Raw genomic sequence first — 19,536 nt, 5'->3', positions numbered from 1 at the left:
GTTAAACAGGAAAGAGGCAAGGGAAAACAGCTAAAAGTCCGTCTCACCCATCTCTGACGGCGATTTATCCCCTCGTAGGGATGAGGGGGATGAGGGAGAATGATTCCTGATGCCCCATGCCCTTATGCCCTATGCCCTATGCCCATTTCCCAATAAATTTGCTATTTGCTGATGACAGCAAAAAATCCTGAGTCGTGGCATACTATAGTAAAGCACGTAACAAATTACGTAGCTTTTTTTACTTTTTTGAGGTAATTGTTAATGACCGCAACTTCTCCCCGATTAAAGCACGAGGTTAAAGACCTCGCCCTCGCTCCCTTGGGAAGACAGCGTATTGAATGGGCTGGACGGGAAATGCCTGTATTACGGCAAATCCGCGATCGCTTTGAGAAAGAAAAACCATTTGCCGGGCTGCGTCTTGTAGCTTGCGCCCACGTTACCACAGAAACCGCACACCTAGCGATCGCTCTTAAAGCTGGTGGTGCTGATGCTGTGTTAATTGCCAGTAACCCCTTATCAACTCAAGATGACGTAGCAGCTTGCTTAGTCACTGATTACGAAATTCCTGTATTTGCGATTAAAGGCGAAGATGCGGCAACCTACAACCGCCACGTGCAAATCGCCTTAGACCACCGTCCCAACATTATTATTGATGACGGTAGCGACGTGGTTGCAGACTTGGTGAAAAACCGTCAACACCAAATTTCTGATTTAATTGGGACTACAGAAGAAACCACCACCGGGATTGTGCGTTTACGCGCTATGTTAAACGATGGGGTGTTAACCTTCCCCGCGATGAACGTTAACGACGCAGACACCAAGCACTTCTTTGATAACCGCTACGGTACAGGTCAATCTACCTTAGACGGCATTATCCGCGCTACAAACATCTTGCTGGCTGGTAAAACCATTGTAGTAGCTGGTTATGGCTGGTGCGGTAAAGGTACTGCTTTACGGGCGCGTGGTTTGGGTGCTAACGTTATCGTTACCGAAATTGACCCCATTAAAGCGATTGAAGCGGTAATGGATGGTTTCCGGGTGTTACCCATGTCTGAAGCTGCACCTCATGGTGATTTGTTTATTACCGTGACAGGTAACAAGCACGTAGTCCGGGGTGAACACTTCGACCTAATGAAAGATGGTGCGATCGTTTGTAACTCTGGTCACTTTGATATTGAGTTAGACTTGAAATACTTAGCAAGTCAAGCCAAGGAAATCAAGACTGTTAGACCTTTCACAGAGCAGTATATCCTCAACAGTGGTAAATCTGTGATTGTACTGGGTGAAGGTCGTTTAGTTAACCTCGCTGCTGCGGAAGGACATCCTAGCGCGGTGATGGATATGAGTTTTGCTAACCAAGCGTTAGCTTGTGAATACCTGGTGAAGAATAAGGGTAAATTAGCACCTGGTTTGTATTCTATTCCCACTGAGGTTGATCAAGAAATTGCTCGTTTGAAGTTGCAAGCTTTGGGTATTGCAATTGATAGTTTGACAGCAGATCAGATTGAGTATATCAATTCTTGGCAGTCTGGAACTTAATCATTTAAAACCCATATCCCGACAGGGAATTAATTCCCTGTCTAATAGTTGAAGTCATCTAAAGATGACTAGGGAAAATGAAGGTCTTTTAGTAAACTAAAGTTTACTTTGGCTATTAGCCCGGAACTTCAGTTCTGGGGGGGTTTGGAAGCTAAATTATTAATAGTTTTTTGGGGATGGGCGTTTTGCTTGTTCCTTTTTTTTAACGAACCACGAAGACACGAAGGACACGAAGGAAGAAGGGAAGAAGAGAAGAAGGTATTGCTTGAGAATTTAGGTATAATCTAAGATAGAAAATATGGCTTTATGTTTTTATGTCAGCGAAGGATATTTTTCATAATGCAGTTAGGTTAGCTTTAGAGAAAGATGGTTGGTTAATTACTGCTGATCCTTTAATATTTATAGTAGATACTATAGAATTTCGTATTGATTTAGGAGCAGAGCGACTTTTAGGCGCAGAAAAAGAAGGACAAAAAATCGCTGTTGAGATAAAATCTTTTTTAGGGAAATCGGCAATTAGTGAATTTCATACAGCTTTAGGACAAACACTTAATTACCGTTCTATTTTAAGAACAGAAGAACCTGATCGTATTTTATATTTAGCAATTAGTTATGAAATATATACAGCATTTTTTCTGAAACCTGTGATTCAAAACATAATTGGTGAACATAACTTAAAATTATTGATATTTGAAGGTAGCAAACAGGAGATTGTTTTATGGAAGGAATAAATTATTCTGAATTAGTACAGACTGTATTAGCAAGACATACAGAAAGTCATTTAGCTAAGGGAACAGAACTACAATTAATATTTGATAATCAAAGAGATCATTATTTAGTAATTCATCTAGGATGGGAAGGTGAAAAACGGACTTATGGTTCAATGATTCATATAGATATTATCAACGGAAAAATCTGGATTCAGTGCGATTTTACAGAGGAAGGGGTAGCTAATGAGTTGGTAGAATTAGGTGTTCCGAAATCTGATATTGTTTTAGGTTTTAGATCACCTTATGTTAGGCAGTTTACTGGTTTTGCATCGGTTTAAACTCTCATTGAATTTTAAACTGCTTGCTTTAGATAAAAAAATTAACTAACGTAGAGCAGGACGTTTTATTATATCAGGAGGTAGTTGCAGACCATCCAATCCAGAAAGTTGCCTTACCCCAGACATAAAGATAGTATGTATAATGTTTTGGTGGTTAATAGCTTCTATAGAGTTTACAGAACATAAAAAATTACCGAATTTTTCTCCATCAAGGTTTGCTCCAATAATTAATTTGCCATTATAAATAGAGAAATTAGTAGGTATTTTTTCGCAATATTTTAAATATTCGTTTACAGCTAAACTGATATATCCGTTTTTATAGAGTGACACTTCTAACTTAAAGGGTTTTTGCATCATCTCCGAACTAATAGGAAGTTTGGCAATTATTTTATTTAATAATCGCCTTTGAGAGCCAAAAGTTTCAAAAATTAAAAATTTTGTAGTTTGTTGACAAGATAAGCCTAAAATATTACTTTTTTCCTTTTCTTTTTGCTTATTGCCATAAACAAATATAAAGCCTTGTTTATTTATTTGTTGTAATTGTAATTCTAGACAAATTCTAATTCCAAAATTCGCTTGTTCTCGTATAGGAATTTGTATGTAAGAATTGTTAAACCAACAAGTTGGATTATCATAACCGTCCTTGATTAGCTTGCCATTATTGACAATCATAGGTTGGCGGTTCATAATAGCAGAGTAGCCGTTGTTATCGCCATTAAATTTTTCAAAAATATCCTTGTAGGCAGCGACAAGGCAACGAGCTATATCATGAGTTAACCGTAAATATGTTTCTGGTATTTCACAAATAACATCATGATATAGCTTATTTAAATCAGGCTGATTAACTTCAAAATTAGGTTGCCAATGAATAGAACCATTATAGGCAATTGCAAACACAAAATTCTGTAAGGTATATAATTGATTTTCGTATTTAATAATGGGAGCAGCTAGAAAATCTTGAATTTTTATATACTTACTATCTTGATGATTATAAATTTGTGTGCAGCATTCGATATTTATAGTAATGCCTAATCTATTTGGAAAATTTTTATTTACTGGCACAAGTATAATTAGGTCATATTTGTATAACTCATGAGCTAGTGATCTTGGTGTATCTTGCTCAAGTATGACATTTCTTATAAAAAGTGCTAAATCTTCAAACCGATTATCAAGTTCTTGTTCAGCAAATATTTGTAACTTATTGTAATATTCTAAGCCTCTTATTTTTTTATCGAAAGGATTTTTGTTGAAATTTTTATTCATATTTCTTATCCATTAACAAATCAAAATATTGGTAGGACTGTTGTAGTATAAGTAGGGTGCGTTAACCAAGTGTAACACATCAATTATTTTTCAGATGTAGGTTGGGTTGAGTAACGAAACCCAACATCTTTATAATTTGATTGCGTTGGGTTGCACTTTGCTTAACCCAACCTACGAATATAAATATTTTTTTGTAAATGTGCAAACTTATATAGTATATATTATAGTATAAAATTAACCCTATGCCAGCTAGAGATATTTACCATAATTCCGTGAGAAATTCCCTAGAAAAAGATAATTAGCAAATCACCAAAGATCCATTTATTATACAATGGGGTACAAGAGATTTATATATAGACTTAGGTGCAGAAAAACTCATAGCCGCCGAAAAAAGCGGGCAAAAAATAGCCATTGAAATTAAAAGCTTTATAGGTGCTTCTCCAGTCACCGACTTAGAAAACGCTTTAGGGCAATATATCCTATATTATGACATCCTCAGTCGCTTAGAACCTGACCGTCGCTTATATCTCGCTATTCGTCAAGAAACCTACTCCGAACTATTTCAAGAACCAATTGGTAAAATATTATTAGAAAATCAACGCCTTTGTTTACTTGTATTCGATTCAAAACGAGAGGTGATACTGCAATGGATACCTTAGATAATTATCGCCAAATTATTCAAAAAATATTAACCGAATATTCCCAACTACCCTACGCTTACGGAGAACTAGAAAGACAACTAATAATAGACCAAAACGCCAACCATTACCTATTACTAACATTAGGATGGGAAAATAATCAACGGGTGCATGGTTGCTTAGTCCATATTGACATTATCAACGATAAAATCTGGATTCAAAGAGACGGAACAGAATACGGTATAGCAAACGAACTTGTTAACGCTGGTATTCCTAAAAATCAAATTGTTTTAGCCTTCCAACCAGCCGACATCAGACAATATACAGAATTTGCAGTTGCTTAAAACTTTGCGTTCTTCCTTGCTAAACTAAAAACATTCCTACAAACTCATCCCATTGTTATGAAACATCTATACATATCCCCCCATTCCCTGCCTTGCGGCACGCTGCGCGAATGTGGGGAAGGGGGGTGAGGGGGGTGAGGTTTCCCAGCATTGGCTATGAATAACAATACTGTTCCAACATCCTCTTACAGTAAATGCTGCAAACGAGTCAAGCGTTCTGAATAATTCTTAATCACCATTAGAGCAAACATTGGCGTTTCTTGGACAGCAAACAGAAACCGCTTTTCATTTAAGTAAGCCAATTTACAATCAGAGTGGGCGATCGCAGTATAAGTCCTGTTTTGTACGCCTACCAATACACCAGCACCAAATACTTCACCAGCCTCAATAGTTTCTACAACTTTACCATTGACTGATATATCTACTGTTCCCTCTACAATACCATACATATATTCACCAGGCTGTCCTTCTGTAAAGATGACTTCACCGGCTGAAAATACTTTATGGTCAGATTGTTTCTGAAATATACCAATCGTTATTACAGGACTTAACATAAATTCCACCTGCAAAATTCCTAAATGTCAACGCAGCTTCAAGATTGCTCATCTCAAAGCCGAGTCAAGTATACTACTGACTGGAAAGTAAGATTCACTATGCAAAATATCATTAATCACTTTCCGAAACACAACTTTGTGCCAAATTGGCAACCATTTAGTGATTCACACTGGTATTATTTATATTGTGCAAGGGGTGTAGCAAAAGTAGCCCCGACCGCAAGGTTGGGGTAACTTCTGCAAAATATCTGGGTTAATTTACGCTTCATGTTCTGCGGCTAGTCATATCATGTCCGTTTGAATAGTTATCATATCTGTTGTGCTAGGGAACAGGGAACAGGGAACAGGGAACAGGGAACAGGGAACAAGAAAAGATTAGCATCGACAACTTTTCATAAGTAATTAGCCGGACGTGATATCATATCCTGTTCGCTTCAAATCAGATGATGACATCAGTTTTCGGCTAGTTAGACTACAGTATAGAGACGTTGCATGCAACTGCACTGTAGAGACGTTGCATGCAACGTCTCTACAAGGTTTTGAAACTTTTGACTTGATTTTATAGCCAATGCCTAACTTCTAACGCCTAAACTCTGTTCTAATAACTCACTAGCTTGGGTTAAAGAGTCCAACACTTGATAAGCTAAACACTTGATGTCTGGTGATGGTTGTTCGATGTCGGGAACCATAATTGGGTACATCCCAGCACTAAAGGCGGCTTCTATCCCTACACAAGAGTCTTCAAACACCACACACTGCACAGGTGCAACATTAATTCTGCGACTGGCTTCTAAATAGATATCTGGTGCGGGTTTACCTTCAGCAACATCTTCACTGGTGACAATGGTTGTAAAGTAATGCAGAATTCCGGCGTTGGTTAAACGGCGAATGGTGCGACTGCGTGATGTGCCTGTGGCTAAGGCGATGACTATCCCCAAATGCTTTAACTGACGCAATAAATCTAATACACCTGCTTTTAATGGTAAACCTTCTTGCAACTCCCGGCGATCGCCTATTTCGATCCGTTGTGCTGTCACCGACTCAAAAGGAAAATGATTACCGTATCTTTGTTTGAGAATTTTTTCCCGCCAAGATAAATCACGCCCGACAAACTCGTAATAAAAATCATCACTCATAATATAGCCATGACTGGCTAAAGCTTGTTTCCAAGCCCAGCGCGCAATGCTTTCTGTATCAAACAGCAACCCATCCATATCAAAAATTGCGGCTCGGATATTTGCTAGCACACCCACACCTCTGGTTACACCTTAACAACACCTAATTATGTAATTATGCCGTTTATTGGTTATCCAACCTCTCGCATTTAATCATCAGCAAATTTGGACTTAATTATGCACTCCCAATTTAGAAAAACTAACTTGTTAACTGCATCTTGCCTATTACCTTTATATAACAAAAGAATCCTAGTGACAGCCCCTAGAAATTACGCATCTCGGTTATCTGCACAAATCATTTCTCAAGGTGGACTGCCTATACTCATGCCCACTATCGAAACTTGCAATTTATCTAATTATACATATTTAGATGCGGCTCTCAAAACTATCAGTCAATTTGACTGGATTACTTTTACCAGTAGAAATGGCATCATCGCTTTTTTTGAGCGAATGTATGAACTAAATATATGTTTATCTCAATTGCAAAATTGCCAACTATGTGCATTGGGTAAAGATGCAGATATATTATTATCTTTCTGTGACAAAGTTGATTTGATCCCCAAGGAATCTAGTCCGAAGGGAATTGTCAACGAACTATGTCAAATACCTGGAATTGCTGGCAAAAAAGTTTTAGTCCCTGCGCCAGAAGTTATTGGTATACCTGAACCAAATGTAGTTCCTAACTTAATAGCGGATTTACAAAAATTAGGAATGCAAGTCACCCGGATTTCTACATATATAACTCAATGTTTAGATAAAAATATTTACCCATTGGAATTAAGCTTAATTTCTCAAGGCTTGATTGATGTTATTGCCTTTAGTAGTACAGCCGAAATCACCAGTTTCTTAACAATGCTTAACTCAAAAAGCGAGTTAGAAAAATGTATCATAGCTTGTTTTGGCCCTTACACAGCAGCTAACGCCAAAAACATGGGGATAAATGTAGATATTGTATCTACAGACTTTAGTTCATTTGAGGGATTTGTGCAAGCGATCGCCCAATTTTATCACCATCCTGAATGATTTAGAAAAAAACACCCGACTTTTTTTATAAGTCGGGTATCTTTTAATTAACCAACAGAATCTAGATTAATTTTAACAACTTTATTTTTTTCTTCCTCAGCTTTCGGCAAAATTAAATTTAAGATACCATCTTTATATTCTGCCTTGACATTGGTATTTTGAATGCGAACAGGTAAAGGAATCACACGTTGGAATTTACCATAGTGGAATTCACTCTTGATAGTACCTTTATCTTCCGTCTTAGTTTCAGATTTACGTTCACCCCTCACGTAAACAGCCTTATCAGTGACTTGTAAATCTATATCTTTAGCTTCCATCCCAGGGATTTCTAACTTTAGATGCACAGCATCATCTGTTTCATGTAATTCAGCCGCCGGAACTTTCACTAAAGTTCTATCAAAGATTGTGGTAGGTAACATATCTTCTTCAAAAATCCGATTTAGTTGGCGTTGTATTGTGTTCAACTCTTGCCAAGGATTCCAACGTACCAGTGTCATATCACTACCTCCTATATGGTTTGTTTTGAGAATCAATTAATGCTTTAAACTTTTGATTTGTTTTTATCTTATTCATAAATGTAGGTGGTGCAAATTCGGTTTTTATCACCTGATAAATGATGATTTCCGAACGTGTAAAAACCGTATTTAAGGTACGGTAAACCGTTCTGATGGTGACAAATCAATTCAAAATTAAAGAATCTTTGGGAAATGGGAAGATGAGGGAGATGAGGGGGATGAGGGAGATGAGGGAGATGAGGAGGATGAGGGAGATGAGGAGGATGAGGAAGAATAAATGACTAATGACTAATGACTAATGACTAATGACTAAATCCATTAGTTGTTATCTACATAGCAGAATTACTCAAGTAATTACTCATAGGATTGAGATAGAGCAGAGGCAATGAATAACTCTGGATGATTGTTAAAATTTACCGAAAAATATGTTAATCAATTGGGTTTACCTGCTGGGAGCAATTATTTTTGAAGTTCTAGGCACAACCTGTATGAAATTATCAGCAGGATTTAATAATCTTATTCCTTCCATTTTGATATTTGTATTTTATGGGGTTGGTTTTACCTTCTCTACCCTCGCCTTAGAAAAACTTGATGTTGGTGTTGCATATTCTATTTGGTCAGGTTTAGGAACTGCTTTAATTGCTAGTATAGGGATTATTTGGTTTCGTGAGTCTATGAACTTGGTCAAATTTATTTCGATTGTGTTAATTATCACGGGTGTAATTGGCATAAATTCAAGTAAATAAAGCTACGACTGCTGTTGTCTAATCCTAGTAATAACCATTTGGAAAAGCATCTGAGAAAAAAACCTCATTCATTATGTACATGAACGAGGTATATAGCAGAGGAAATCAACAAATGTGATCAGTCTAACATTGCGTTTGAAGACAGGAGAGTGTATCGCGATCGCTACTATCAACTATAATGGCAGCAGACTAAACTAATTTAGCCTGCTTTTTTGTGAGCAGAAGGAGCTTAGACCTTATGCAATCAGGAGTGCAATCACTTTACTGGCAATACTCTAGCAGAGTGAATTTTGTCTGTGTAGCCAGTTTGGCGTTTTTTTTTGATGCGCTGACAAAGTGCTATAGTTGAAAATCAACTACCCATAGAGATGTTCACAAGTATCTCGCAGTTAAACCCGAACAATTATCTTACAGAAATCCCGCCAATATTTATACTCAGATTTGTCAAAATTAATCAGCCTATAAAATATAACAGTGTCTTAACTTGTTGTTAAATTTCTAGAATGAAGTTGGTAAAATCTATTGATTTAAATATTTGTCCTTATCGCGGTTTACAAGCTTTTAGGGAAGAAGATTCTCAGTATTTCTATGGTAGAGAAACCTTCACCCAGCAGATAATCGCTGAATTAGGGAAAAAGTCATTTATCGCTGTGGTGGGGGCTTCTTGCAGTGGCAAATCTTCCTTAGTGCAGGCTGGTGTCATGGCGCAACTGCGGCAGGGGAAACAATTACTCGGCACTCAAGACTGGTGGATAAACGGCTTTCGCCCTGGTGCAAATCCTCTAGCGGCTTTATGTCGTTGCTTGGTTGATAGCGCAGCTGAGGAAGAAAAACCCTATCAGCAAATGCAATTGCCGCATATATTTCACCAAGGTGGGGAAGAATGGGCTGATTGGGTGAAGCAGCGTCCTGAACCAATGGTAGTTTTAGTAATAGATCAGTTTGAAGAATTATTTACCCAGGCAGCGAGTGAAGATAGACAAAGATTTCTGGAAATTGTCTTGACAACACTGGCACAGATACCCGAAAAGTTAAAACTCATCATCACTTTACGGGCTGATTTTATTGCACCTTGTTTAGAAGTACCAACCTTAGCCCAGCTTTTACAGCAGTCGAGTATCTTTTTACCGCCTGGTTTAAGTCAAGAAGAATATCGTCGCATTATTCTGCAACCTGCCAAACAAGTCGGGTTAACAGTCGAGTCAGACTTGCTAGAGGCATTATTGCAGGAGTTAGACTACTCACCTGGGTATTTACCATTGTTGGAATTTGTTCTACAACAATTATGGGAGTACCGTGAGCATGGAGTCATCACTTTACAAGCATATCAGCAATATTTGGGCGGAATCAAAGGCGCGTTAGAAAAGACAGCCCAAGCAGTCTATGATAGTTTAGAACCAGAAGCGCAAGAATGCGCCCGGTGGATTTTTTTAACCCTGACACAGTTGGGTGAAGGTACAGAAGATACTAAACGACGGGTATTGAAATCAGAGTTAGTTGTGAAAAAATACCCGGCGGCTTTGGTGGAAAGAACATTGCAGATATTAATTGCCGCTAAGTTGGTAGTAGTCAATGTAGAAGATGAAACGATAGGGGAACTAGAAAAACCAGGAAGACAAGCTAGCAATTCTCCCCCCACTTCCTCATCTCCTATTCCCTGCGTCACTGTAGAAGTAGCCCATGAAATTTTAATTCGCCATTGGTCAACACTACGCTGCTGGTTAGAGGAAAATCGTAGTAAACTGCGATCGCAGCGTCAAATTGAACAAGCTGCTAATTTATGGCAGCAACATCACCGCCAAGCTGAATTTCTCCTCCAAGGTGTACGCCTAGCAGAAGCCGAAGAAATTTATCTCAATTATACTGATGAGTTGTCTTTGGATGCACAGAACTACATTGCGGCAAGTTTACAAGAAAGACGACGGCAACAACTCAAAGAACAAAACCGCCTCAGACGAGCGCAAAGGGCTATAGCTATTATCAGCACCCTAGGATTGACAGCTTTTGGTTTAGCAGTGTTTGCTTACCAGAAAACCCAAACAGCCCAGTTACAAGAAATTCAAGCTGTCAATTCCCTTTCCAGAAATTACCTTCTTTCCCATCAGCAGTTAGAAGCATTGTTAGCTGGTGTGCAAGCTGGCAGAGAAGTGCAAAGAATCAACTTCGGACTACCCGCCGATGTCCGTCATCAAACGGCAACTATCCTCCAACAAGCTGTTTACAGTACCCAGGAACGTAACCGCTTTCTACATAATTCTTGGGTAACTAGCGTCAGTTTTTCGCCGGATGGTGAGATATTAGCGGCTGGCAGTGCTGACAATACTATTAAAATTTGGCACAGAAATGGCAATCTAATGTCCATGTTAACAAATCACACCGATGGAGTCAATAGTGTGATGTTTTCCCCAGATGGGAAAATGTTAGCCTCTGGTAGTGCTGACAATACCATTAAACTCTGGAATCGTAGCGGTCAATTACTTACCACTCTCAAGGGTCATACTCGTGCAGTTAATAGTGTCAGCTTCTCCCCAGATAGTCGAATTATCGTCTCTGGCAGTGCTGACAATACGATCAAACTTTGGACTCGTGACGGACAGCTAATTCTCACACTCAACGGCCATCAGGGGGGTGTGAATTCTGTCAGCTTCTCCCCAGAAGGTGATACTATCGCCTCTGCCAGCGATGATGGTACGATTAAATTATGGAGTTTAGACGGTCGTCTGCTCACAACTATCCCCGCCCATACTCAGGAGGTGTGGAGTGTCACTTTTAGCCAGGATGGTAAAACCATAGCTTCTGCTAGTGCCGATCATACAGTGAAACTCTGGACTCGTGACGGTACTTTACTCAGAACTTTGGAAGGACATAATGAAGATGTCTGGCGAGTGATTTTTTCCCCCGATGCACAGATGATTGCTACTGCCAGTGCGGATAAAACTATTAAAATCTGGTCAAGGGATGGTAATTTACTGGAAACATTCCTAGGGCATAAGCATGAAGTCAACAGTCTCAGTTTTAGCCCGGATGGTAAGATTCTCGCTGCCGCTAGTCATGATAATACCGTGAGACTGTGGAATGTGGAAAGAACAGTACCCAAAACTTTTGATGGTGATAAAAGTAGCGTTAATCGGGTGAGCTTTATCAATGATGGTAATAGCATCGCCTCTTTAAGTGCTGATTATACCATCAAGCTTTGGACTTTAGACGGAAAATTAACTAAAACTTTGACTGCTCCTATTCCTGATGTTGCCAGTATCAGCTTGAGTGCTGATGGTAATAGAGTAGCATTAGCAGGTGCAGATCAAAGGATTCAAATTCGCGATCGCAATGGTACATTACTGCACACCATGCAAAATCATAGCCATTGGGTAACAAGCATGAGTTTCAGCCCAGATAATCAACTCATCGCCGTTGGTAGCGCAGACAAAACCATCAAACTTTGGACTGTACAAGGTAGTTTCCTGCATACTCTTTCAGGACATAATGGTTGGGTGACAGATATCAAATTTACCCCAGACGGTAAGAGAATTATTTCTGCTAGTGCTGATAAAACTATTAAAATTTGGAACTTAAACGGTAAGCTATTAAATACCTTACAAGGTCACAGTGCCAGTGTTTGGAGTGTGAATATTTCTCCTGATGGACAAACCATTGCCTCAGCTAGTCAGGATGAAACCATAAAACTTTGGAATTTAGACGGTGAATTACTCAACACCCTAGAAGGGCATAATGATTTAGTATTTAACGTCAGTTTCTCACCGGATGGTAAAACTTTGGCCTCGGCTAGTGATGACGGCAGAATTAAACTGTGGAATGTTGCCAATGGAACTTTATTAAAAACATTACCAGGTCATCAAGGCGGTGTCAAGAGTGTTAGCTTTAGTCCCAACGGTAAGCTATTGGTGTCTGGGGGGCAGGATAGTACAGTCAAACTGTGGAACTTAGAAGGAATAGAACTACAAACCCCTAACTTAGATCAACTACTCAATCAAGCGTGCGATCGCCTAGCCGATTATCTCACAACTAACCCCAATATCACCACAGAAGATTATCAATTATGTTTTGGGGATTAGTTATTAGTCACGTCGCTCCGCTCCGAATTCAAAATTCAAAATTCAAAATTCAAAATTCTGGCAGTCATTAGTCGTTAGTCGTTAGTCAATGACTGTACAAACTGCTGTCTTTACAATATCATTACACAATGTTCCATATTATTACGGTTTTAAGCACATACATTTATGTAGAAATCTAGATAAAGTGAGTTTTTTGTGCATTTATGAAAATCAGCCAAATCCTAAAACTAGCTGTAATTCCTGTTGTGACTGCATTTAGCATTCTGGGGATATCAAATATAGCCTTAGCTGACTACTTAACCAGCCAGGGAATAGGAGGAGATTACCGTTACGAATTATGGTCTACTGATGATAACAAGAATTACTATTTAAAAATTTGGTTACGTAATGCCAACCCCAAAAGTAGCCCATACAGAGTAACTAGATACTTCAACTCTACTAGGGACGCTCTCATTTATTTTGATTGCTACTACGCTGAAAGAAGTTTACCACAATGTCCTAAATAATCATCCTGCAAAAATAACCAATCTTTAGGGCGTATTTCTACAAAGAATTTATTGGTATTGTCAGGTTTCATCTAACTGACACAACCTACCGACAACCAAATTGGGATAATTTATTTTTAGTGTTCCCTCATCCCTTCCTTTGCACATTCTCAGCTAAGAACTTCATCACCATCCACATAATGAGATTTTTATTCAAATTGATAGGTTTAGCATTACTGCTAGCCGGAGTTTACTTCCTTGGTCAAAATATTTACTTTACTACCAACGTCTACCCTTATTGGTGGCGTGGAATAGCTGCTGATGCTTCCATACTCTGTCTCACCTCTGGAATTTTAATGTTATTTGTGCTACCCCGTCAAGATAAATCTGTAGGTTGGGTAGCATTGGGAATAGGAATTTTGCTAATTTTTCTCAGTAGCCGTGCTATTCTTAGTCCTACAAGTCTTTGGCAATTTTGCCTGTCAATGGCTTGTTTTATCGGCGGATATCAATTATTGACCACAGGTCGCCTCAACATTTAAACTTAGGGATACATATTCATCTGCGTACCCTGCGGGTTCGCGGTAGCGTCTCGTAAGAGAAGCAAGCTATATCTGCGTTTATCTGCGTTTAATTTTTTATCCCTGCATAAAAACTTGCCACGGTATCTAATAGAAAATAGGGACTGGGGACAAATCAATTCAAAATTCGTCTTGAAAAGTTTCCTACGGCGGGAAACCCGCCTACAGAACTTTTCGCAAAATTCAAAATTAAAGAATTATTGAGAAAATTCTCCCCTGCTCCCTTCCATTCTCTATTCTCTCACGAAAATGCCCCGTGCTGTTGCTACCAGTAACTCAAAACAAACTAAAACCACTGTCACCCCGAAACTGTGGTTACTATTGGTGGGAGTTAACCAATACCAAGATGCACAACTGCCATGTCTGCGTTATTCCGCCGTAGACTGTCAAGCATTAGCAGCAGCTTTAAAAGATGCCACTAAAGAGCAATTTTCCCAAAAAGACATCAACATTTATCATGATTTAGCAGCAGAATTACCACTGTTAGCTAATATTCAACATAGCTTACAGCATATCACAAAATCAGCCCAACCTACCGATACAATTTTATTTTATTTTTCCGGTCATGGAATGCTGCAACCAAACACGCAGCAAGCATTTTTATGTTTGGCGGATACACAAAAAGATGACTTAGAAAATACAGGTTTAGCTGTTAAGGAATTATTAGAATATTTAAGTAATAGCGGTGTCCAAAATCAGATAGTTTGGTTAGATGCCTGTCATAGTGGAGGTATGACATTACGTGGTCTAAATCCCACACAGCAATTAGTATCAATCTTACAGCAACGTGCAGCGAAAAGTCAAGGTTTTTATGCTTTGCTTTCTTGTGACACTAATCAACAATCATGGGAGTTTCCCGAACTAGGTCATGGGGTCTTTACATATTATTTAATGCGGGGCTTGCGTGGGGATGCGGCGGATGCTCAAGGTGTGATTTCTGCTGATGGTTTATATCGCTATGTTTATCATAAAACCCTACAATATATAGATAAGACTAACCAACAATTAAGGTTAATTAACCAACAGAAACGGGGGAAAGGAGACAACGAGCTTTATAGTGAATATCCGCTACAAACACCAAAGCGGATAGTGGAGGGGATTGGGGAATTAATTATTGGTAAATTACCTGCGATCGCTCAATCATTACCACCCAGGCAAGCTCTAGTCATAGAAGGCATTATCGGCGCACAAACAGCATTAGATTTCAGTAAAATATTAGCTAGTGCTGGAGCATTTGACTTAGAATATTTACCCCGTGGAACTAACACCACCGCCCAAGATATCCGTGACAGCATTAAAGAATGTCTCCGTTCCACCAACCAACCACAGCGACAACAAACTGACGAACCTATCACCGTTTTATTATATTTACGAGGACGACTAGAAGAAACCCCCACCGGAGAAGCAGCCTTAGTCTTATTAGATAATATTTGGTTAAGTCGTTCTTGGCTCCGACAACAGTTACGCCGTTCTCCGGTGACACAACAAATTATTATTTTAGATTGTCCAGTCGCCAGTGATAACGTAGCATTGCAAGACTGGATAGAAGACTTACAATTAAATTCAGAAACCGGACAATGTATCATTACTGCAATTAGTCCCAAATATAACCCAGAATTATTTACTCAAGCACTCATTGAAACCTTAAAAAATGCTTCTGTTTCTACAGGTTTATCAGTAGCAGCTTGGATAACCCAATTACAAATTCATCTAGCCGCACAGACACAAATCACCCCATCTTTAACCCTACAAATTTGGCTATCAGGTACACAAGGCGTAATTGAAATTATTCCCGCTACAACTGGTACAAACAACCAGAAAAAATTAGCCGCTTTAGATTTAAAAATTTGTCCTTATCGTGGGTTAAAAGCCTTTAGCGAAAAAGACGCGCAATATTTCTATGGTAGAGAATCTTTAACGCAACAATTAATTGCTCTCATTGCACACAAATCATTTTTAGCCGTAGTCGGTGCGTCTGGTAGTGGTAAATCTTCAGTAGTACAAGCAGGATTAATCGCGCAACTACGCCAAGGAAAACAATTACCCGGTAGTGATACCTGGTTAATTAAAAGCATACGCCCAGGCGCACACCCGTTAGAAGCTTTAGCGCGACGGTTGGGAGAGTTGAGGGGAGGGGACAAGGTAGACAAGGGGGACAAGGTAGACAAGGTAGAAACTTTTCCCCCATCTCCCCCCAGTCCCCAGTCCCCAGTCCCTAGTCCCCTCCTCCTTGAAGGAATGCTTTACCAAGGAGTAGAAGGTTTTGTCTACTGGTTGCGTAGTCGTCCAGAACCGATGATAGTGTTAGTAGTAGACCAATTTGAAGAATTATTTACCCTTGCACCGCTTGAGGATAGACAGAGATTTTTAGAATTAGTTTTGGGTGCGATCGCCTACGCATCTGATAAATTTAAGTTAGTGGTGACTGTACGTGCAGACTTTATCGCCCCTTGTTTGGAAGTCCCCACACTAGCGAATTTATTACAACAATCTAGTATATTAGTCCCACCACATTTAAGTGATGACGACTACCGTCGTGTTATCGTCAACCCAGCCGAACAAGTCGGGTTAAAAGTTGAACCCGGACTGGTAGAAATTTTACTACAAGAATTAAACCACTCGGCGGGAGATTTACCCCTGTTGGAATTTGTCCTACAACAGTTATGGGAATATCGCCAAGCTGGGGAGTTAACCTTGACAGCGTATCAGCAGCAAATTGGTGGTATTAAAGGCGCATTAGAACGCAAAGCCCAGGAAGTTTACGAAAATTTAGATTCACAGGCGCAAGAATGCGCTAGATGGATTTTTCTCTCACTAACGCAGTTAGGTGAAGGAACAGAAGACACGCGAAGACGGGTATTAAAATCTGAGTTAGTGGTGAAGAAATATCCTGATGAATTAGTCAACAGAACCCTTTCAGCGTTAACTGCGGCGAAGTTGATAGTCGTAAATTTAGAAGATGAGGGAATGGGGACAAATCAATTCAAAATTCAAAATACTCCTAGGTCGAAGCAAGCTACAAAATTCAAAATTAACGAATGCTTGGGTGAAAATCTCCCCTCCTCCCTTACTCCCCTATCCCCCTCATCTCCCCTCACTCCCCCTGTAACCATCGAAGTCGCCCATGAAATCCTGATTCGCCATTGGTCAACTTTGCGCTGGTGGTTGGAGGAAAATCGGAGTAGACTGCGATCGCAGCGTCAAATTGAACAAGCTGCAACTCTCTGGAAACAAAATCATCAACAGTCAGATTTTTTATTGCAAGGTATCCGTCTCGCTGAAGCTGAAGAAATTTATATTCAATACACAGATGAATTATCGGCGGATGTGCAGAAATTTATCGCTGCTTGTTTAGACGCTAGACAACAACAACAATTAGCCCAAAAAAAGCGACTACGACAAGCACAAACGGCTGTAGCTATCATCAGTGTTTTAGGAATAGCTGCTAGTGGTTTCGGTGGTTTAGCCTATTTCCAAAAACGGGCGGCTCAATTACGCGAAATCTCAGCCTTAAATGCTTCCTCCGAGGCTTTTCTCTTATCTCATCAACAATTAGAAAGTGTAATTGCTAGTGTCAAAGCTGGACGCGAAATTAAACAAGTTTTTTCACCAGCAAAACCTATCCAAATAGCCACGGCGGCAACTTTTCAACAAGCTATTTCTCAAACTCAAGAAATTAATCGCCTTGAAGGTAACACGCAACAAGTCAATGCTGTAACTTTTCATCCCAACGGTAAAATTATCGCCTCTGCCAGTGATGACCAAACTATCAAAATTTGGTCTACAGATGGTCGCTTAATTCAAACCATCACCGGAAATCATCACAGAATTACAGCCATTGCTTTTAGTCCAGATGGTGAATATTTAGCCGCCGCTATTGCCGATAATACTATTAAAATTTATGCTCTCAAAACTTCCTGGCAGTTAATTCACACATTGACCGGACATACAGATATAATTACAGATATCCGCTTTAGTCCTAATAGTCAACTAATTGTCTCATCCAGCTTTGATAAAACTGTAAAATTATGGCGAATCGATGGCAAACTAATCAATAGTTGGAACGCTCATAATGGCTGGGTAAATACTGTTAGCTTCAGCCCTGATGGTAAAACTATCGCCTCTGGTGGTGAAGATAATTTTATCAAACTTTGGCAGATAGCCAATGGTAACTTAATTAAAACTCTAACTGGACAAGGACGTATTACTAAGATTAAGTTTAGTCCTAACGGCAAAATTATTGCTGCTAGTGATGATAAAACTATCAAACTTTGGCACAATAACGGCAAATTTTTACAAAGTTTAGTAGGACATAATGACCAAGTTAACAGTATTAACTTTAGTCCCAACAGTCAGCTTTTAGCTTCTGCCAGTGCTGACAACTCAATTAAAATTTGGCGGTTAGATGGTAAAATAATTACAACTATTAACGGACACGGTGAACAAGTTAGAGATGTAGCTTTTCATCCTGACGGTAAAATCATTGCTTCTGCTAGTAGTGATAAAACTATTAGACTTTGGCAATTAAATTTAAACAATAAATTACAATCAGATAATACTAATTCTGTGAGTTTTCATCCTGCCAATAATACCTTTGCTGCTGCTGGTTGGGATGGTAAGGTGAAAATATGGCAGAGAGATAAAGTTTTTCAGGCTGTACCATTGGTTAGTTTGACAGCACATCAAGATATAATTAACGCAGTTAGTTTCAGTCCTGATGGTAAAACTTTAGCAACAGCTAGCGCAGATAAAACGATTAAAATTTGGAATAGTCAAACTCGCAAGCTCATTACAACCTTAAGCGGACACAATGACAGAATTACCAGCATTAGTTTTAGTCCAGATAATCAAACTCTTGCTGCTGGTAGTGCTGATAAGACTGTGAAAATCTGGCAGTTGAATAATGGTAAACTATTAAAAACCATTACAGGCTATAGAGATGAAGTGACAAGTGTTAATTATAGTCCTGACGGTAAATTATTAGCTGCTAGTAGTGCTGATAATAGCGTGAAAATTTGGCAAGTGCAAGACGGTAAGCTAGTCCATAATTTATTAGGACATGGTTTAGCGATCGCCGCCGTAAAATTCAGTCCTGATGGTAAAATATTAGCCTCTGCTAGTTGGGATAATTCTATCAAACTTTGGCAAGTCACAGACGGTAAGCTACTACAAAACCTCACCGGACATACAGACGGTGTAACTAGCCTTAGTTTCACTACAGATAGTCAAATTTTAGCTTCTGGCAGTGCCGATAATACTATCAAGTTATGGAATATTACAAATGGGACATTACTAAAAACTTTGTGGGGACATCAAGGCAAAATTAACAGTATTAGTTTTAGTCCTGATGGTAAAGCTTTGCTCAGTGGTGGTGAAGATGCTGGTGTGAAATTGTGGAATCTAGATTTAGATAATTTAATGCAGCAAGGATGTTTAAATATAGCCAATTATCTTCAGTATAATCCAAATATTAGTCCAAGCGATCGCTTGCTATGTAAGTAGCTGGTTGCAATTAAATATAAAATGTAGGATGGGCATACTTCGACAAGCTC

13 protein-coding genes and 1 pseudogene are annotated in these 19,536 nt (G+C 39.1%); 10 read left to right on the top strand and 4 right to left on the bottom strand.

Annotated features, from left to right (window positions below; genetic code table 11):
• Window positions 1-261 precede the first annotated feature (261 nt).
• The 3 genes from ahcY to AACS98_RS07140 all read left to right on the top strand — a co-directional run bounded on the left by ahcY (window position 262) and on the right by AACS98_RS07140 (window position 2,587).
• Window positions 262-1,539 carry an adenosylhomocysteinase gene (ahcY, locus tag AACS98_RS07150; protein ID WP_066377711.1) on the top strand — a complete coding sequence of 426 codons (1,278 nt, stop codon included), beginning with the start codon at window positions 262-264 and terminating at the stop codon, window positions 1,537-1,539.
• A 314-nt stretch (window positions 1,540-1,853) separates the two neighbouring features.
• Window positions 1,854-2,270 (top strand): XisH family protein, encoded by a 417-nt coding sequence (locus tag AACS98_RS07145; RefSeq protein ID WP_066377709.1) that lies wholly within the window; start codon window positions 1,854-1,856, stop codon window positions 2,268-2,270.
• Window positions 2,258-2,587 carry a XisI protein gene (locus AACS98_RS07140; protein ID WP_066377707.1) on the top strand — a complete coding sequence of 110 codons (330 nt, stop codon included), beginning with the start codon at window positions 2,258-2,260 and terminating at the stop codon, window positions 2,585-2,587. The genes AACS98_RS07145 and AACS98_RS07140 overlap by 13 nt, the downstream gene beginning before the upstream one ends.
• A 45-nt stretch (window positions 2,588-2,632) precedes the next feature.
• Here the strand turns inward: AACS98_RS07140 and AACS98_RS07135 are convergent, their stop codons facing one another.
• Window positions 2,633-3,850, bottom strand: a complete 1,218-nt coding sequence (locus tag AACS98_RS07135; RefSeq protein ID WP_066377706.1) for a hypothetical protein — start codon at window positions 3,848-3,850, stop codon at window positions 2,633-2,635.
• A 305-nt stretch (window positions 3,851-4,155) separates the two neighbouring features.
• On the opposite strand from AACS98_RS07135, the gene AACS98_RS07130 reads away from it, so the two are divergent.
• Both AACS98_RS07130 and AACS98_RS07125 read left to right on the top strand, forming a co-directional pair.
• Complete coding sequence (locus AACS98_RS07130) at window positions 4,156-4,509, top strand: element excision factor XisH family protein (protein ID WP_255362872.1); 354 nt, start codon at window positions 4,156-4,158, stop codon at window positions 4,507-4,509.
• Window positions 4,497-4,832 (top strand): XisI protein, encoded by a 336-nt coding sequence (locus tag AACS98_RS07125; RefSeq protein ID WP_066377704.1) that lies wholly within the window; start codon window positions 4,497-4,499, stop codon window positions 4,830-4,832. Before AACS98_RS07130 ends, AACS98_RS07125 begins: the two co-directional genes overlap by 13 nt.
• A 185-nt stretch (window positions 4,833-5,017) precedes the next feature.
• Here AACS98_RS07125 and AACS98_RS07120 read toward each other — a convergent pair whose 3' ends face one another.
• A complete protein-coding gene (locus AACS98_RS07120) occupies window positions 5,018-5,386 on the bottom strand; it encodes a Crp/Fnr family transcriptional regulator (protein WP_066377702.1) in 369 nt (122 codons plus the stop codon).
• A 572-nt stretch (window positions 5,387-5,958) separates the two neighbouring features.
• A complete protein-coding gene (locus AACS98_RS07115; protein ID WP_066377790.1) occupies window positions 5,959-6,633 on the bottom strand; it encodes an HAD family hydrolase in 675 nt (224 codons plus the stop codon).
• Window positions 6,634-6,738: 105 nt separating this feature from the next.
• Here AACS98_RS07115 and AACS98_RS07110 point away from each other — a divergent pair, with 105 nt between their 5' ends.
• On the top strand, window positions 6,739-7,584 hold the full coding sequence (locus tag AACS98_RS07110) for a uroporphyrinogen-III synthase (RefSeq protein WP_066377699.1): 846 nt from the start codon (window positions 6,739-6,741) through the stop codon (window positions 7,582-7,584).
• Window positions 7,585-7,631: 47 nt separating this feature from the next.
• Here AACS98_RS07110 and AACS98_RS07105 read toward each other — a convergent pair whose 3' ends face one another.
• On the bottom strand, window positions 7,632-8,081 hold the full coding sequence (locus AACS98_RS07105; RefSeq protein ID WP_066377697.1) for an Hsp20/alpha crystallin family protein: 450 nt from the start codon (window positions 8,079-8,081) through the stop codon (window positions 7,632-7,634).
• A 443-nt stretch (window positions 8,082-8,524) separates the two neighbouring features.
• On the opposite strand from AACS98_RS07105, the gene AACS98_RS07100 reads away from it, so the two are divergent.
• From AACS98_RS07100 to AACS98_RS07085, 4 genes and pseudogenes are all read left to right on the top strand, one after another.
• Window positions 8,525-8,845, top strand: a complete 321-nt coding sequence (locus AACS98_RS07100) for a DMT family transporter (RefSeq protein WP_066377695.1) — start codon at window positions 8,525-8,527, stop codon at window positions 8,843-8,845.
• Window positions 8,846-9,363: 518 nt separating this feature from the next.
• Window positions 9,364-12,918, top strand: a pseudogene (locus tag AACS98_RS07095) (nSTAND1 domain-containing NTPase); the annotation flags it as partial.
• A gap of 685 nt (window positions 12,919-13,603) precedes the next feature.
• Entirely contained in the window at window positions 13,604-13,945 is a 342-nt protein-coding gene (locus AACS98_RS07090) for a hypothetical protein (protein ID WP_066377692.1), read from the top strand.
• Between the two features lie 288 nt (window positions 13,946-14,233).
• On the top strand, window positions 14,234-19,486 hold the full coding sequence (locus AACS98_RS07085; protein WP_066377691.1) for an nSTAND1 domain-containing NTPase: 5,253 nt from the start codon (window positions 14,234-14,236) through the stop codon (window positions 19,484-19,486).
• Window positions 19,487-19,536 lie beyond the last annotated feature (50 nt).

The sequence above is a fragment of the Anabaena sp. CA = ATCC 33047 genome (assembly GCF_963870205.1).
Lineage (GTDB): Bacteria > Cyanobacteriota > Cyanobacteriia > Cyanobacteriales > Nostocaceae > Trichormus.
Note: the sequence above shows the minus strand (reverse complement) of the source record. Positions and strands in the feature narration are given on the sequence as shown.

What these genes read in the sequence shown, in the direction of transcription:
- ahcY (WP_066377711.1), top strand. Translation starts at nt 262, where the DNA reads ATGACCGCAACTTCTCCCCGATTAAAGCACGAGGTTAAAGACCTCGCC.
- AACS98_RS07145 (WP_066377709.1), top strand. Translation starts at nt 1,854, where the DNA reads ATGTCAGCGAAGGATATTTTTCATAATGCAGTTAGGTTAGCTTTAGAG.
- AACS98_RS07140 (WP_066377707.1), top strand. Translation starts at nt 2,258, where the DNA reads ATGGAAGGAATAAATTATTCTGAATTAGTACAGACTGTATTAGCAAGA.
- AACS98_RS07135 (WP_066377706.1), bottom strand. Translation starts at nt 3,850, where the DNA reads ATGAATAAAAATTTCAACAAAAATCCTTTCGATAAAAAAATAAGAGGC.
- AACS98_RS07125 (WP_066377704.1), top strand. Translation starts at nt 4,497, where the DNA reads ATGGATACCTTAGATAATTATCGCCAAATTATTCAAAAAATATTAACC.
- AACS98_RS07120 (WP_066377702.1), bottom strand. Translation starts at nt 5,386, where the DNA reads ATGTTAAGTCCTGTAATAACGATTGGTATATTTCAGAAACAATCTGAC.
- AACS98_RS07110 (WP_066377699.1), top strand. Translation starts at nt 6,739, where the DNA reads ATGCACTCCCAATTTAGAAAAACTAACTTGTTAACTGCATCTTGCCTA.
- AACS98_RS07105 (WP_066377697.1), bottom strand. Translation starts at nt 8,081, where the DNA reads ATGACACTGGTACGTTGGAATCCTTGGCAAGAGTTGAACACAATACAA.
- AACS98_RS07100 (WP_066377695.1), top strand. Translation starts at nt 8,525, where the DNA reads ATGTTAATCAATTGGGTTTACCTGCTGGGAGCAATTATTTTTGAAGTT.
- AACS98_RS07090 (WP_066377692.1), top strand. Translation starts at nt 13,604, where the DNA reads ATGAGATTTTTATTCAAATTGATAGGTTTAGCATTACTGCTAGCCGGA.
- AACS98_RS07085 (WP_066377691.1), top strand. Translation starts at nt 14,234, where the DNA reads ATGCCCCGTGCTGTTGCTACCAGTAACTCAAAACAAACTAAAACCACT.